The following is a 16,533-nucleotide window of genomic DNA, read 5'->3' on the forward strand; positions in this document are numbered from 1 at the left end:
ACATGAGCCAGCATATTGAACTGACAGGCGAATTCCAGGATCACCAATTCGGGCAGCGACTCGACCAGGCCCTGGCCGAATTGTTTCCAGACTACTCCCGCACCCGTATCAAGGAGTGGATTTTACAGGACAGAGTGACCCTGGACGGTCAGGTTGCCAACACCCCGCGCGAGAAAGTGATTGCCGGGCAACAGGTGCATGTGGATGTCGAGCTGGAAGATGACACCCGCTGGGATGCCCAGGATATCGCGCTCAACATCGTTTATGAAGATGAGCATATTCTGGTGATCGACAAACCGGCTGGACTGGTAGTTCACCCGGGTGCAGGTACACCGGATGGCACCATCCTCAATGCCCTGCTGCACCGTTACCCCAGCATTGCCGAAGTGCCCCGTGCCGGCATCGTGCACCGTCTGGATAAAGACACCACCGGTCTGATGGTAGTTGCCAAGACGGTGCCAGCCCAGACTCATCTGGTGGAAGCACTGCAGGCGCGCCAGATCACCCGTGAGTACGAAGCAATCGCCATCGGTCACATGACCGCAGGCGGCACTGTGGATGCGCCGATTGGGCGTCACCCGACCCAGCGTACCCACATGGATGTCGTGCCCAATGGCCGACCTTCCGTGACTCACTATCGGGTACATGAGAAGTTCCGTGGTCACACCCGTCTGCGTCTGCGCCTGGAAACCGGCCGTACCCACCAGATCCGTGTCCACATGGCACATATCAAGCACCCGCTGGTGGGTGACCCGGCATACGGTGGCCGTTTGCGCCTGCTGCGCAATGCTACCCCTGAACTGACCCAGATGCTGCGTAGCTTCAACCGTCAGGCGCTGCATGCCACCATGCTGCAACTGGCTCACCCCATCACGGGTGAAGTGATGCAGTGGCACTCCCCAACCCCGCAAGACATGGTGGAGCTGATGGAAGTGCTGCGTGCCGATACCCTCGTTAATCCGGATGACATCGTCTGGAGTTGATGAGCAAGGCGGGTATGCGACCGATCTTGCCGTAACCCGCCATCAAGCATGTCTGACACCCCAAACGGGGCGCCTTAACTGATGACAGCTAAGGCGCCCCGTTTTTATATCGGTGAATTGAAGGAGTCACAGATGAAATGGATCGAACCTGACTGGCCTGCTCCGGCCAACGTCAGAGCCCTGTCAACCACTCGGGATGGTGGGATAAGCGAGGGGGTTTTCGCCGGGCTGAATCTGGGTGCCCATGTGGGGGATGAGCAGGTGCGGGTCGAGGCCAATCGTGGCCACCTGCAACGGGTAGCGGCCATTCCTGCCCCCCTCAACTGGCTTAATCAGGTACATGGCACCATCGTTCATCCGGTCAGTTGCCATTATGAGCAGGCACCGGACGCCGACGCGGCTTGCGCCCATGAAGTGGAGCAGGCCTGTATCGTGATGACCGCCGACTGTCTGCCGGTGCTGTTTTGCGATCGGGCCGGTACCGTGGTCGCCGCCGCCCACGCTGGCTGGCGTGGACTGAAAGAGGGCGTGCTGGAGGCGAGTATCGCCGCCATGGCTTGCGATCCTGTCGATATCCTGGCCTGGCTTGGCCCGGCCATTGGCCCCACCGCGTTCGAAGTGGGTGGTGAGGTGCGCGATGCCTTTATGGCGGAGCAGGCCGAGGCAGCGGCAGCCTTTGTGCCCTCCCCCAACGAGGGCAAGTGGCTGGCGGATATCTACCAGCTGGCCCGGCTGAGACTGGCCCGCGCCGGGGTGAACGCCGTGTACGGCGGTGAGCACTGCACTTTCAGCAATGGCGAGCAGTTTTACTCCTATCGCCGCGATGGCCAGACCGGCCGGATGGCCTCCCTTATCTGGCTGACGGCCTGATTGCGATCCCCGTCCTTTGGCTCAAAAGGACGGGGATCCTGCCCCCTCCCCGTTTTGCAGAAAAAATAACCAGCCCTGCCCCTTGAAATAACCCGTACGGGCCGCATCTTTCTTGTCAGAAAGTTATGTTGTTTGCCGCGCAAGCGGCGTCTGCCTCAAAGGGGGAGTGCGATGCGTCTCGATCGCCTGACCAGCAAATTCCAGGTTGCTATTTCCGATGCCCAGTCACTTGCACTGGGTCGTGATCACCAATTTATCGAACCCGTCCACTTGATGACCGCACTGGTCAATCAGAACGGCGGATCAATCCGTCCACTGCTTACCCTGACCGGAATGGACATCAATACCCTGCGCTCGCGCCTTGGCGAAGAGCTGGATCGACTGCCCAAGGTCAGCGGGGTAGAGGGGGATGTTCAGCTCTCCAGCGGCCTCGGCCGCCTGCTCAACGTCTGCGACAAACTGGCCCAGCAGCGCAAGGATCAGTTCATCTCATCCGAACTGTTCGTACTGGCGGCCCTCGACGAGAAAGGCAATCTGGGTGAGCTGTTGCGCGCTCAGGGCCTGAGTAAAGAGAAGCTTGAAACTGCCATCGACAAGGTGCGAGGCGGCAGAAAAATTGAAGACGCCAATGCCGAAGAGAACCGTCAGGCGCTGGAGAAGTACACCATAGATCTGACCGAGCGGGCCGAACTCGGCAAGCTGGACCCGGTGATCGGTCGTGATGACGAGATCCGCCGCACCATTCAGGTGCTGCAACGCCGCACCAAGAACAACCCAGTGCTGATCGGTGCTCCCGGGGTCGGCAAGACCGCCATCGTGGAAGGGCTGGCCCAGCGCATCATCAACGGCGAAGTGCCGGAAGGGCTGAAGAACAAGCGGGTGCTATCCCTCGACATGGGGGCACTGGTAGCCGGTGCCAAGTATCGTGGCGAATTTGAAGAGCGGCTCAAAGCGGTGCTGAGCGATCTGGCCAAAGAGGAAGGCAACGTCATCCTCTTTATCGACGAACTGCACACCATGGTCGGCGCCGGCAAGGGCGAAGGGGCCATGGATGCCGGCAATATGCTGAAACCGGCACTGGCCCGTGGCGACCTGCACTGCGTCGGGGCCACCACGCTGGATGAGTACCGTCAGTACATCGAGAAAGATGCCGCCCTCGAGCGCCGTTTCCAGAAGGTGCTGGTGGAAGAGCCGAGCGTGGAGGACACCATCGCCATCCTGCGCGGCCTCAAAGAGCGTTACGAGCTGCACCACCATGTGCAGATCACCGACCCCGCCATTGTGGCGGCTGCCCAGCTGTCCCACCGCTACATTGCGGATCGCCAGCTGCCGGACAAGGCCATCGACCTGATCGACGAGGCGGCGGCCAGCATCCGGCTGCAGATCGACTCCAAACCGGAAGCCCTCGATCGCCTCGAGCGTCGCATCATCCAGCTGAAACTCGAACAGCAGGCGCTGATGAAGGAGGACGACGATGCCAGTCGCAAACGGCTGGATCTGATCAATCAGGAGATTGGCGAAAAAGATCGGGAATACAACGAACTGGACGAAGTGTGGAAGGCCGAGAAGGCCGCCCTTGCCGGTACCCAGCATATCAAGGCGGCACTGGAGCAAGCCCGTCAGGATCTTGAAGTAGCGCGCCGTGCTGGCGATTTGGGGCGGATGTCCGAGCTGCAATATGGCCGCATTCCAGAGCTGGAGAAACAGCTGGATCTCGCCACTCAGGCCGAGATGCAGGAGACCAGCCTGCTGCGTAACCGGGTCACCGATGTGGAGATCGCCGACGTACTGGCCCGCGCCACCGGCATTCCGGTGGCGCGGATGCTGGAAGGGGAGCGCGACAAGCTGCTGCGGATGGAAGAGCAACTGCATAGCCGGGTGATCGGGCAGGAAGAGGCGGTTGAAGCGGTTTCCAACGCCATTCGCCGCTCCCGTGCCGGACTGTCGGATCCCAACCGCCCTATCGGCTCCTTCCTGTTTTTGGGGCCAACCGGGGTGGGCAAGACCGAGCTGTGCAAGGCGCTGGCGGAGTTCCTGTTCGATACCCAGGATGCCATGGTGCGGATCGACATGTCCGAGTTCATGGAGAAACACAGCGTGGCCCGTCTGGTGGGGGCGCCTCCCGGATATGTGGGTTACGAAGAGGGCGGTTATCTGACCGAAGCGGTACGCCGTCGCCCCTACTCGGTGATCCTGCTCGACGAAGTGGAGAAAGCCCACCCGGATGTGTTCAACATCCTGTTGCAGGTGCTCGATGATGGCCGCCTGACCGATGGTCAGGGCCGCACCGTCGATTTTCGCAACACTGTGGTGATCATGACCTCGAATCTGGGTTCTGATCTGATCCAGGAGCACCACTCGGAGAAGGATTACGAGGAGATGAAGGCCCTGCTGATGGAGGTGCTGACCCGCAGCTTCCGGCCGGAATTTATCAACCGGATCGACGAGACAGTGGTGTTCCACCCCCTTGGCGAGGATCACATCAAATCCATCGCCCGGATCCAGCTCAAGAGCCTGATGGGCCGACTGGAGGCACAGGGTTACGAGGTGACGGTGAGTGAAGCGCTGCTCGACAAGCTGGTACACGCAGGGTTCGATCCTGTCTACGGAGCACGCCCGCTCAAACGGGCAATCCAGCAAAAAGTGGAGAACCCGCTGGCGCAGGCCCTGCTCTCCGGCCGCATCGTGCCCGGCAAGACCCTGGTACTCGGGGCCGACAGCAACGGCTTGACCATGACCCAGTAATCGGGTATGAAAGGCCACCCCGTCACGCCTTGCTGCTGACAAGACGCCATCACTCGGTGTGCAAGAGGTAAAAAACCCCGAAACCATGGGAATGGTTTCGGGGTTTTTATCGCCATCACTGTCGTTCGTGACTTCATTCATCCTGTCACGGCGCTCAGTACTTCGGACTCTCCCCTCTTCGCTTACTCTCGCGCTCCCTCTGCGCAGAGAGTGGCTGCTGGACTACCCCATCAACCACGCAGCGGGGATATTCAAAAAATAATGCCAGTCAGGCTAACTGACTGGCATTCACCCTTGCGGGCCGTTGTTACATCTTGCGAGTCATCTTAGGAGAGCAGCGCCCCCAGGCTCAGGCAGACCACAATCAGCACGGTCAGGATACCGAGCAGCGGAGCCACCCATTTCAGCCAGCGCACATAGGGCACCTTGGCGATAGCCAGACCACCCATGACCACGGCGGAGGTCGGGGTCACCAGGTTCACCAGACCAGAGGCTGACTGGTAAGCAGTCACCACCAGATCGCGGCCCACGTTGGCGAAGTCGGCCAGCGGCGCCATGATCGGCATGGTCAGTACGGCCAGACCAGAGGAGGACGGCACCAGGAAGGAGAGCACCAATTCCAGCACGAACATCACGTTGATGAACACCACGGTAGAAAGACCGGTCACGATCCCTTCTGCACTGTGCAAAATGGTGTGGGTGATCATGCCGTTGTCCATCACCACCACGATACCGCGGGCGATACCGATGATCAGCGCCACACCCAGCAGGTCGCGGGCACCGTCGATAAAGTTGGTGGTCAGCTCCTCTTCGCTCATGCGGGAGATGACACCGACTATGATGGCTGCGGCCAGGAACACACCGGAGATCTGCGCCATCCACCAGCCCAGCACGGCCACACCGTAGATCATCACGGCAAAGGCGGCAACGAAGATACCCAGCACGATTTTACGGGTCAGGGTGAACTCCAGCATCTGGTCGCTCTTGTTGCCGAGGAAGTGGGCACGGTTCTCTTCCCACTTGTCAGCCACCAGGGATTTGCTGGGATCGCTGCGCACCATCTTGGCATAACGCATGACGTAGGCAACACAGAGCAGCCAGCCAGCTATCAGCATGGCGACACGCAGCCAGATACCGTCGGTAAAGGATATACCGGCCGCGTTGGCGGCAATCACAGTCGCAAACGGGTTGATGGTAGAGCCCAAGGTACCGATACCGGCCCCCAGCAACACGGTTGCCGCAGCGACGACCGGGTCGAAACGGGCAGCCATCATCACCGGCACCAGCAGGGTGTAGAAGGGCAGCGACTCTTCGGCCATGCCGTAAATGGTGCCGCCTGCGGCGAACAGCGCCATCAGGATCGGGATCATCCACTCTTCACGGCCGCGCAGGCGGTCAGTAACACGTTCAATACCGGCATCAATGGCACCGGTCTTGGTCACAATGCCAAGAAAACCACCGATGATCAGGATAAAGAGGGAGACGTCGATGGCGCCTGCCTCATACGTTTCGTGGTTGTAGAGGCCATCGATAGGTGCCAGCAGCACGTCAACGATCCCCTGGGGATTCCCCTCCACCAGCTTGTAGGTACCCGCCACCGGCACTTCTTTGCCGAGGGCTTCGTTCATGGTCATCTCGTATTTGCCGGCCGGCACTATCCAGCTCAGGGCGGCCACCAGGGCGATCAGCACAAACAGTATCGTGTAGGCTGACGGGAACTTGAATTTGGTCATGGTCCAGCTTCCTTCTGTGGGTGTGGTATCCATGCAGGCTGCGGGTCGTAGGGTTAGAGGTATTATGCCGCTGTCACATGGTCGAAAAGCCGGGGGTTGCCCCCCGGCACCACTACTGCGACCTTAGTCGCCCAGCGTAGCAACCATCACTGCCTTGATGGTGTGCATCCGGTTTTCGGCCTCGTCGAACACGATGCTGTGCTCGGATTCGAACACCTCCTCGGTCACTTCCAGGCCTTTCATGCCATATTTTTCAGCCACTTCCTTGCCCATGGTGGTCTCGTCGTTATGGAACGCCGGCAGGCAGTGCATGAACTTCACGTCAGGATTCTTGGTGGCGTTGATGACATCCATATTGATCTGATAGGGGGTCATCAGTTTCACCCGCTGATCCCAGGCTTCTTTCGCTTCACCCATGGATACCCAGACGTCGGTGTAGAGGAAATCGGTGCCCAGTACACCCTCTTTCACATCTTCGGTCAGGGTGATGCGCGCGCCGGTCTCTTCGGCGATCAGGCGGCACTTGGCGACCAGATCCTCTTCCGGCCAGAAGGCTTTCGGCGCGACCAGACGAATGTCCATGCCCATCTTGGCGGCACCGACCATCAGGGAGTTACCCATGTTGTTGCGGGCATCACCCAGGTAGGCGAACTTGATTTGATCCAGACGTTTGCCCTTGCCGTGCTCCAGCATGGTCATGAAGTCGGCCAGGATCTGGGTCGGGTGGAATTCGTTGGTCAGGCCGTTCCAAACCGGGACACCGGCGTAAGCACCCAGCTCTTCCACGATCTCCTGGCCGTAGCCGCGGTATTCGATGCCGTCATACATGCGGCCCAATACACGGGCGGTGTCCTTCATGGACTCCTTGTGACCGATCTGGGAACCGCTTGGGCCGAGGTAGGAGACCTGTGCACCCTGGTCGAAGGCCGCCACTTCAAACGCACAGCGGGTGCGGGTAGAGGTCTTCTCGAAGATCAGGGCGATGTTCTTGCCGGTCAGGTGTTTACGCTCATAGCCACCGTATTTGGCTTTTTTCAGGTCGATGGCCAAGTCGATCATGTATTGGATTTCGCGTGGGGTGAAGTCCAGCAGTTTCAGGAAGTTACGGTTACGCAGATTAAAAGCCATGATGAGTTCTCTCTATATTTGTTTCAGACCAATTCGGGCAGTAGTGTTGACTACGCATTCTCAGTACAGATTCAGTAACTAGGCATGTTCAGTGCGAGTGGCGACGATATTGGTACCGGCTTCGCCCTTGAGGATGGCGAGGCCATCTTCCAGAGAACCGATCCCGACCATGCCGCCGGTCGCTTTGACAAATTCACAAGAGGCTTCGACTTTCGGTCCCATGGAGCCTGCATCGAATTTGACCCCGGCCAGCTCATCCGGGCTGGTGACCCGCAGCGGGTGCTGGGTCGGCTTGCCCCAATCCAGATAGACGGCATCGGCGTCGGTCAGGATCAGCAGGGCGTCGGCCTTGATCTGCTTGGCCAGATAGGCAGCAGACATGTCTTTGTCGATCACAGCTTCGATACCGGTCAGGCTCTGGCCATCCCAGGTCACCGGAATGCCACCACCACCGGTACAGATGATGAGGTGGCCCTGAGCGATCAGGGTTTCGATGGCATCACCTTCGATGATGCGCTGGGGCAGTGGGGACGGCACCACGCGGCGGAAGAACTTGCCATCAGCCTTGACCACCCAGTGTTTCTCTTCTGCCAGAGCGCGGGCTTCGGCTTCTTCATAGACGGGGCCGATAAATTTGGTCGGATTGGCAAACGCCGGATCCTTGGGATCAACCTGCACCTGAGTCAGCAGCGCGGTGACGTTGCGGCTCGGCATCAGATTTTTCAGCTCCTGGATCAGCATGTAGCCAATCATGCCCTGAGACTCGGCACCCAGCACATCCAGCGGATAGGGAGAGACCTTGGTGTAGGCACTGTTTTGCAGGGCCAGCAGGCCGACTTGCGGGCCGTTGCCATGCACCAGCACCACGTTGTACTCCTGAGCAATCAGGGCGATGGTCTTGGCGGCAGTGGCGATGTTCTTGCGCTGGATATCCGCCTCAAGGGGCTCACCACGACGGAGCAGTGCATTGCCACCCAGAGCGACGACGACAGTTGGTTTTTTCATAGTGGTTAATCTCGATTTTGGGTCTGTGTGGCGCCAGCCTCTGCCGGCGCCACGCCGTCTCATCAGATGCTGTCGCGTTCCATCGGGCAGCTCATGCAGCGGGCGCCGCCGCGGCCACGGCCCAGTTCATCACCCGGAATGGAGAGAACTGTGATACCGGCCTTGTCATATTTCTCGTTGGTGTAGGTGTTGCGCTCATAACCCACCACCACGCCGGGACGTACGGTCAGTACGTTGTTGGCATCGTTCCACTGCTCCCGTTCGGCCTCGAAGCTGTCACCGCCAGTAGTGATGAGCTTGAGCTGATCCACACCCAGCGCTTTCTCGATGGCAGTAACGAAGTAACCCTCTTCCTTGATGTTCATGCCGGTGGCGCCGCCCGGAGTCAGACTCCAGCACTGCAGATCTTTGCGAACCACTTCTGGATAAACGGAGAAGGTATCTATATCCATGTGAGTCATGACGGTATCCAGGTGCATGCAGCTACGGTGTTTCGGCAGCTCCATGGCGATGACCTGTTTGGCCTGACCATGTTTGAACAGGCTGCGAGCCAGATGCTCGACCCCTTGTGGCGTAGTACGCTCGGACATACCGATGAGCACAGCACCACGACCGATGACCAGTACGTCACCCCCCTCGATGGTGGCGTTGTCGTAGTCATGGTCTTCGTCACCGAAGTACTTGATGAAGTCCTGACCCGCAAACATCGGGTGCCAGCGGTAGATGGCCTTCACATGGTTGGTTTCGCGGCGACGGGCCGGCTTGGCCATCGGGTTGATGGAGACGCCACCGTAGACCCAGCAAGAGGTATCACGGGTAAAGAGGTGGTTAGGCAGCGGCTCAATGATGAAATCGGTAGGGGTGTGCATGCCCACTACCATGTTGACGCCGCGGTGGGGCATCTCGGAGTAGGTCAGGCCACCCGTCAGAATCCGGGCCAGTTCACGGTGCGGCATATCAGCCAGGAAGCAACGCACATCGTTGGCCAAAGAAGAGCCGAGGCGATAATCGGAGACCTGATGTTGCAGCAGCCAGGTTTTGGCTTCCGGCACATCCAGGGTTTCGGCCAACATATTAGTCAGCAGGAAAACTTCGACATTCTGATCGCGCAGTACCTGAGCGAATTTGTCGTGCTCCTGACCGGCACGCTCAACAGACAAGACATCATCGAACAGCAGGTCCTGGCAGTTGGAAGGGGTCAGACGCTTCAGACTGAGGTTGGGGCGGTGCAACATGACTCGGCGCAATTGGCCAACTTCAGAACCTACATTAAATTTGCTCATGATTAAATTCCGTCTAGCAGTGGTCCCTGCGAGTGATTGAATAGATTCCTTCTATTCATGCTCGTGGCTAAGGCGGGATATTCTTTATGTAGGGTATTCGGCTTATGTTCTATCCTGCCCTTGCCTTTCGAGACCGAGGTTAGACCTGCAAACCAACGCAAACTTAGACATTGATCACATTCACTCAGAACTGAATATATTCACCGCTCAATCTATGACCCCGGTAGCAAATCGCACATTTTCCAAACACTCCATGCTGAATAGCCATGCACAACCACCCTGCTATATTTCAGTTTGATTCGTTTTTTATTCATTCATGGTCAATGGCTGGATTAAACAAGAAAACAATAAAACCTTTAAAATCAATTAAATGTAAATATTTGAACAGGAGTAGTGAATATTGCCGTCTCGCTATTGAATACATCAGCATGACCAGCGGATCGGAGGAGAAATAAAAACTCATATCCCCACACTTCATTGCATAAAACTTTTCTTGTCCCAGATCATGGCAGTGATGCAATCCCCTTAGCGCCCTGCCCTGCACGCAATACTCTTCCCGATCCGATTCAACTCAATATGCACAAAGCACGCATCCAGGCAGCTAACTATCCCGGCGAATCATCACAACGCCTTTTGATACTTTTTTCATTAGTTGAATTTATTGGTCTCACCTTGCACTACCACCAACCTCGACTTAACTCAGACAGTGATCCAGATCACATATGGATGGTTCAACCAAGGAGTTGTTATGAAGATGAAGCCCATGCTGCTGCTCGCCACTTTGTTCCTGACTGCTCTACCGGGCCTCAGCCAGGCCGAAGGAGCTCCCGCCATGCCCATGGTGGTCTGCCATGTCGACAAAGCCCCGCAAATGCTGGTGCCCGACTATGTCTGCCGCTGGCATGGAGGCAGCGTGCATTACTAGTCAAAACAGCGAGAGGAGCATCACTCCTCTCGCCTTGTGATGAAGCAGGCTCCTCCTATACTGAAATCAGCAGTTTTCTCATGGATAGGGGAACGTCATGATCTTGTTGGTCGGTGGAGAGAAGGGGGGAAGTGGCAAGAGCTGCCTGGCACAAAATCTGGCGGTCTACCTCAGATCCCAATTTCAGGGGGAGGTATTGCTGGTTGATTGCGACCCGCAGCGCACCACCTCTGACTGGATTCAGGAACGCAATGACAACCCGGAGCTGCCACAAATCAACTGCGTTCAGCTCTATGGCAATATTCGCAACGACCTGCTCAGCCTGAAGAACCGCTACGACTACGTCATCGTCGATTGCGGCGGGCAAGACAACCGGGCGCTGCGCTCCACCATGGCCGTCGCCACTCACGCCCTGATCCCCCTGCGCCCCAAGCGTCGCGACCTCAAGACCCTGCCCCATATGGAAGATCTCATCACCACCTGCAAGATGGTCAATCCAACGCTCAATGCAGCCGTGGTGCTAACCCAGTGCCCGGCCCTGCCCAATCAGGTAAAACGCATTCTGGAGGCGAAGGAGGTCTGCTCCTCATTCGGTGTCGACGTGCTGAATGCCATCACCTACGGCCGCAATGTTTACGATGACAGCGAGGAAAAGGGGTTATCAGTGATGGAGATCGAGCCTGACGGCAAATCTGCCGAAGAGATCAGGACCATCGCCAAAGAGTTCCTGCAAGTGGGGGTATGAGATGGGCCTGGCTGATCTGAAAAAAAAGCACCAGTTACATCATCAAAAGAAGTTCACCGTTGACGAGTTTATCGAAGATGCGGAGTTCTACGCAAAAGGCACCCCCAAGGTGGTCAGCCTGGAACTGAACCAGCATAGGGATGAAGCCTTGTCCGCACTGGCCTTTATCGAGAGTGGTGAGCACCTTAAACCCAGCTATAAGAAGGCCACCTTCTCGATGAGCGCGGTGGCCATTGATGAACTGGGCAACCTGACCCAGCAAGATGGTATGAACAAATCCCTGCTGCTGCGCCTTTTCACTCACTACTTCTCTTCGCTCACTCCGGAAGAGCGTCAGACCATCTATGAGCGGCTCAACCAGCGCTCATAATTTCCCCATTAAACCGATCTTTTTGTGCCTCACCAATCGACTCAGAATGACCATCATCAGACCGCAAAATCTGTTTCCAAAGTAACCAAAAAGCCGCGTAAGAGATCAGCCATTCCATATGTAAGCCAACCGCCGAAAAGATCCCCGAGATAATCGGAAGATGGGATCTTAAAACATGACAACAGAACACTTAACATCATGTTTATAAATGAATAAATAGAAACGCCCTGCTTTCTAAACAGCTAATGAAAAAAACGTTTTCCAATCTAACGTTGTAGCCGGTAAGAAAATCCTTATAGTTACTCATGCACGGACGCAATGAAGTCGGTCAGGAAGACTGGCTGCCAGGGTTAGGCAAATGGACTCACCACAGGATGTGGTAAAGGACACCTCCCAGGACGGAGAAAGTGCGACGGGACAGGATGACTCGTCAGGCCAAGATGGCTAAAGGACACCCCAAAGGATTGGGAAGGGGAAACCTAAAGGAAGAGGTAAACAGTCAGGGATTGCAGGGAGCAACTTCGTTCAAGGATATGAGCGATACGACTACCGGGGGCGACGCAAGTCGCCCCCATCTTTTTATCTGCGTTTCACCGCCCCATTGCTTGCCTCAGCGCAGTGCCTTCTTGCCAGAACCTTCCAGACCCGCTGCTTAAGCAAAAATACATATGAAAGGGGCGCCACGATGACGCCCCTTTCTGTTTTCTGATCGACAAACACAACTTATATCACGCGGGAGAACTGCTGCTGGCGCGCCTTGTTGCGCAGATAGACATCGAAACACATGCAGATATTGCGGATCAACAGCTGCCCCGTTGACGAAACCTCCAGCCCAGCATCTGCCATGCGCACCAAACCATCGTCAATGAAGGTCTGCAGCAGCTTGAGATCTTCAGCGAAATACTCCTTGAAGTTCAGACCGAACATCTGCTCGACAACAGCAAAGTTAAGGCGAAAATCACAGATGAGCCGCTTGATCACCTCGCGGCGGATCAGGTCATCCTGATTGAGCGAGCAACCTTTCCACTGAGCATGGCCCAGCTCTGCAACCTGTGCGTAATAAGCCTTGAGCTCTTTCTGGTTCTGGGAATAGGCATCACCGATCATGCTGATGGAGGAGACCCCCAGCCCCAGCAGATCGCAATCACCCTGGGTGGTATAGCCCTGGAAGTTGCGGTGCAGCTTGCCCTCGCGCTGCGCCACCGCCAGCTCGTCATCAGGTTTGGCAAAATGGTCCATGCCGATAAACTGGTAACCCTGACCGGTGAGGAAGGCGATAGTATCCTGCAACATGGCCAGCTTCTCCTGCGGAGCAGGCATATCCGCCTCTTTCAACTTGCGCTGGGCAGCAAAGCGACTCGGCAGATGGGCATAGTTGAAGATGGAGAGGCGGGCAGGATCGGTTTTGAGCACCTCTTCCAGCGTATGGTGGAAGCTGGCACGATCCTGATGCGGCAAGCCATAGATAAGGTCTAGGTTGGTCGAGCGGAAACCCAGTTCGCGGGCCCGTTCCAACATGGCTTTAATAAAGTCGTTGTCCTGCTCGCGGTTGACCGCGACCTGCACATCCTTGTTGAAATCCTGCACCCCAAGGCTGATACGGTTGAAGCCGACTTCTCGCAGCACATCCAGCATGGTAATGGCGATCTCGCGCGGATCGACCTCGATACTGAACTCCCCCTCTTCGGCGAAGTGGAAGTTCTCACGCAGCATGCCCATCAGACGGCGCGTCTGTGCTTCATCCAGATAGGTGGGCGTACCGCCGCCCCAGTGCAGCTGGGTGACCAGCCGATGCTTGAAGAACGGGGCCTGCGCCTTGATCTCCTGCTCCAGGTAGTCGAGGTACTCGTCAGCCTTGTGTTGATGACGGGTAATGACCTTGTTGCAGCCGCAGTAATAGCAGAGCTTGTGACAGAAAGGGATATGCACGTAGAGCGACAGATTGCGCTCGGGATACTGGCCTGCAGCGCGGACAAAATCCGGATAGCCGAAGCTCTCGTTGAACTCCAGCGCGGTGGGATAAGAGGTGTATCGCGGGCCGCTGTAGTTATACTTTTCGATCAGGGCCTGATCCCACACAATCTGTTCTACTTGCACGCTCGCTTCCTCTCTTGTTGTTATTGACGGCTCATCGGCCTAACTGAAAATCCTTCAGTTGGGCCACATCCTTGAGGATCTGAGCCTCCAGCTCTGCCTCGTAGCCACTGCGGTCGAGATCCATCCTCATCACTTGGTTGCGCTTGAGGGCTCGCCTGGCCTCATGCGTCGGCATATCTTTCACCTTCTCATACAATCCGTACAGACCCGGGAACTCGGTTGCAAACACACGCCCACCCTTGATCTGCAACGCATCTAACAGGTTGGTCAGTCGAATGGCACCTTCGGAATAGTCACACTGTCCCTCCTGCACCGCATGGGCAATGACTCGCACACTATCCAGAATTAGCTCATTGCGGGCAGCAATCGCCTGCGACTGCATCCCTTGCTGTCGTTTGAGCCTGGCTAGCAGCATACCGGCATAGATGGCCAAGCCTGACAAAATCAGGCCGCCCAACAGGGCGGCCAGCATCCACTCACTCATCACTTTTTCTTCGGCTCAGGTTTTGGCTCAGGCTTGTAATCAACCTGAGTGAAACGATCCCACAGCTCCTCTTCGGAAGCAGGCTGTTGTGGCTCGTCGAACCCGCCATCATCATCACCATCGAACGGGAGGTCATCTTCGTCTTCATCGTTATCGATGATCCCCAGCTCATCCATCAGCACCTGATAACGGTCAACACGCTGATCAACCCAGGCCTGCTCGGCAGCTTCCAGCGTTTCACCGGCATCAAGACGATCCAGCAGATCATTCAAGCGATCATCATTTTCGATAGAGGCCAGCTCCTGCTCAGGCGTCATCGCCAGTTTCTTCTCTTTTACCGGCTTGGTCGTCGTCGGCTTTTTCTGCTTTTCATCCAGCACCAATACAACCGGCTTGCGTGAACCGATCCTTGGATCTTTGGGCTGCTTATTCGAGTTATTGTTTTGTTGCTCGGCTTGCTGACGAGAACCTGCCTTCAGGCCCTTGCGCTTGGCAGCCCGCTTACGCTCACGACCTTCCTGAGCACTGACATCAGATTCTTGGCGCTTACCGGTAGGCTTGCGAGTGGGTTGTTTAGCAGACATGAATGGCTAACTCCGAAAAATAACTGGATTGAACCCGAACCCGGGATGATCTGACCCGGTGGGATACGATGCGAGGAACAGTAAGGCTGGAACAAGAACAGGATCTCGCCCCAACTCGGCCAAAAGTGACCACTGAACACCGCAGGATCGGTATCCTCTGGGCATGTTGCTGGTATTTTGACACAGAATGGCTAATCGGGTTAATGACCCCAACGAAAAAAGGCAGCCGAAGCTGCCTTGATATGTTTATGCGAGTAGATCCCGAAGAGCAAAACAGTACGCTTTACCCTTTCTGCTTAAGACTTCTCATCACGTCATATCTTGGTGTGGTCATCCTGACCTTATGTTAAGTCGTTCCTGAATGTGCGTGTGCCTGTTTGACCCGCCTCGACCGCATCCTGCCATCGTGCCGGGGAGTCTGCATCCCGCAACCCATCCCGCTCCGGAGATGGTCACCATCCTGATCCTTCAATCCCTTGCCAGCTCATGCGAGCCCATGGCATCCCGCCACGCCTGCCATCCTCTGCTCACAACATCCCGTTGTGAAAACCGCCACCCAATCCGTGGGTGAATCCATTGAGCCTACTGTATCAACTCTATAAGGTGGCTCAATCCACTCAAAACATTCTCAATATGCCGAAAAATATCAAATTGCACATAATCAATTGATAAATAATAAATATTTCAAATTGTATGCAATTTAATGAGCCTTGGCCTGCCGCGATAATGGAAGATCTCTTACAGAACGGGGGGATTAAAGCGAGCATTATCGCCAAGCCATAAAAAACGGGGAGCCAAAGCTCCCCGTTTCAACTCAAATCGACCATATCGGCGGTATCAGTGCAGACCCGCCACATATTTAGACAAGACTTCGATATCCTGATCAGTCAGCTTCTTGGCAACGTCCCGCATCATACCATTGGGGTCGTTATCCCGCGCAGCTGCACGAAATGCGGTGAGCTGAGCTTTGATATAAGCAGGGTGCTGGCCGGACAGGCTTGGATACTTGGCCTGTTCGACACCCGAGCCTCGGGGGCCATGGCAAGCCGTACAGGCCGCCAAACCACGGCTCATATCACCGCCCATGTAGAGCGCCTTGCCGGCTTCGACCACGTCATCAGGCACGGCTATCGGGGTGACTTTCAAGCTGGAGAAGTACGCCGCCAGGTCGTCCATGTCCTGTTCCGACAAGGGCAATGCCATGGGCCCCATCACAGGTGCAACCCGGCCAATTTGACCAGAAGCGGCAGCCTTCAGTTCAACTAACTGCTTTTTGATATATGATGCATGCTGACCAGCAATTTTGGGGTACATATCAATCAGGCTGTTTCCGTCCGGTCCATGACACGCCGCACAAACGGCAGCCTTGGTTTGTCCCGCAGCGGCATCGCCCTTGGCTTGTGCCATCCCCGTTACGCCAACCATCAGAGCAAGAGTAATGACTAGGTTCTTCATGGCGTTCCAACTTTTCGTTATTAGGCTTCCAGATCCCATGCCGCTGAAGGCATGTTAAAATAAACGCGTTTAAGCGACGCTATTTTACACCATTTTACAAAAAAGTAACTCTATAACCCTCTATCT

Annotated in this window: 14 protein-coding genes; 6 read left to right on the forward strand and 8 right to left on the reverse strand. The window is 56.2% G+C overall.

Annotated elements, in window-relative coordinates:
• Positions 1–2 precede the first annotated feature (2 nt).
• The 3 genes from rluD (at position 3) to clpB (ending at position 4,598) form a co-directional block, all read left to right on the forward strand.
• The gene (rluD, locus tag CK911_RS16035) at positions 3–983 is read left to right on the forward strand and encodes a 23S rRNA pseudouridine(1911/1915/1917) synthase RluD (RefSeq protein WP_042017969.1); all 981 of its coding nucleotides are present in this window, start codon (positions 3–5) and stop codon (positions 981–983) included.
• Between the two features lie 132 nt (positions 984–1,115).
• A complete protein-coding gene (pgeF, locus tag CK911_RS16040) occupies positions 1,116–1,853 on the forward strand; it encodes a peptidoglycan editing factor PgeF (RefSeq protein ID WP_098971186.1) in 738 nt (245 codons plus the stop codon).
• Positions 1,854–2,024: 171 nt separating this feature from the next.
• Entirely contained in the window at positions 2,025–4,598 is a 2,574-nt protein-coding gene (gene clpB / locus CK911_RS16045) for an ATP-dependent chaperone ClpB (protein ID WP_098971188.1), read from the forward strand.
• Positions 4,599–4,924: 326 nt separating this feature from the next.
• Here clpB and CK911_RS16050 read toward each other — a convergent pair whose 3' ends face one another.
• The 4 genes from CK911_RS16050 to arcA form a co-directional block, all read right to left on the reverse strand.
• Positions 4,925–6,331 (reverse strand): YfcC family protein, encoded by a 1,407-nt coding sequence (locus CK911_RS16050; RefSeq protein WP_042017976.1) that lies wholly within the window; start codon positions 6,329–6,331, stop codon positions 4,925–4,927.
• Positions 6,332–6,454: 123 nt separating this feature from the next.
• A complete protein-coding gene (gene argF, locus CK911_RS16055; protein ID WP_042017978.1) occupies positions 6,455–7,459 on the reverse strand; it encodes an ornithine carbamoyltransferase in 1,005 nt (334 codons plus the stop codon).
• Between the two features lie 78 nt (positions 7,460–7,537).
• Positions 7,538–8,464 (reverse strand): carbamate kinase, encoded by a 927-nt coding sequence (gene arcC, locus CK911_RS16060; protein WP_042017979.1) that lies wholly within the window; start codon positions 8,462–8,464, stop codon positions 7,538–7,540.
• 62 nt (positions 8,465–8,526) lie between these two features.
• A complete protein-coding gene (gene arcA, locus CK911_RS16065) occupies positions 8,527–9,747 on the reverse strand; it encodes an arginine deiminase (protein ID WP_042017980.1) in 1,221 nt (406 codons plus the stop codon).
• 748 nt (positions 9,748–10,495) lie between these two features.
• On the opposite strand from arcA, the gene CK911_RS21385 reads away from it, so the two are divergent.
• From CK911_RS21385 to CK911_RS16075, 3 genes are all read left to right on the forward strand, one after another.
• Positions 10,496–10,672 (forward strand): hypothetical protein, encoded by a 177-nt coding sequence (locus tag CK911_RS21385; protein ID WP_172954037.1) that lies wholly within the window; start codon positions 10,496–10,498, stop codon positions 10,670–10,672.
• A gap of 97 nt (positions 10,673–10,769) precedes the next feature.
• Positions 10,770–11,417: an AAA family ATPase gene (locus tag CK911_RS16070; protein ID WP_042012296.1), complete on the forward strand. Its 648-nt coding sequence runs from the start codon at positions 10,770–10,772 to the stop codon at positions 11,415–11,417.
• Position 11,418: 1 nt separating this feature from the next.
• Complete coding sequence (locus tag CK911_RS16075; RefSeq protein WP_042017982.1) at positions 11,419–11,787, forward strand: hypothetical protein; 369 nt, start codon at positions 11,419–11,421, stop codon at positions 11,785–11,787.
• Positions 11,788–12,510: 723 nt separating this feature from the next.
• On the opposite strand, the gene hemN is transcribed toward CK911_RS16075, so the two are convergent.
• The 4 genes from hemN to CK911_RS16095 all read right to left on the reverse strand — a co-directional run bounded on the left by hemN (position 12,511) and on the right by CK911_RS16095 (position 16,407).
• Entirely contained in the window at positions 12,511–13,884 is a 1,374-nt protein-coding gene (gene hemN / locus CK911_RS16080; RefSeq protein WP_098971190.1) for an oxygen-independent coproporphyrinogen III oxidase, read from the reverse strand.
• A 31-nt stretch (positions 13,885–13,915) separates the two neighbouring features.
• The gene (locus CK911_RS16085) at positions 13,916–14,356 is read right to left on the reverse strand and encodes a DUF2489 domain-containing protein (RefSeq protein ID WP_042018081.1); all 441 of its coding nucleotides are present in this window, start codon (positions 14,354–14,356) and stop codon (positions 13,916–13,918) included.
• A gap of 11 nt (positions 14,357–14,367) precedes the next feature.
• Entirely contained in the window at positions 14,368–14,952 is a 585-nt protein-coding gene (yihI, locus tag CK911_RS16090) for a Der GTPase-activating protein YihI (protein WP_098971193.1), read from the reverse strand.
• 837 nt (positions 14,953–15,789) lie between these two features.
• A complete protein-coding gene (locus CK911_RS16095) occupies positions 15,790–16,407 on the reverse strand; it encodes a cytochrome c (protein WP_162511937.1) in 618 nt (205 codons plus the stop codon).
• Positions 16,408–16,533: the final 126 nt, after the last annotated feature.

The organism is Aeromonas sp. CU5, from assembly GCF_002586745.1.
Lineage (GTDB): Bacteria > Pseudomonadota > Gammaproteobacteria > Enterobacterales > Aeromonadaceae > Aeromonas > Aeromonas sobria.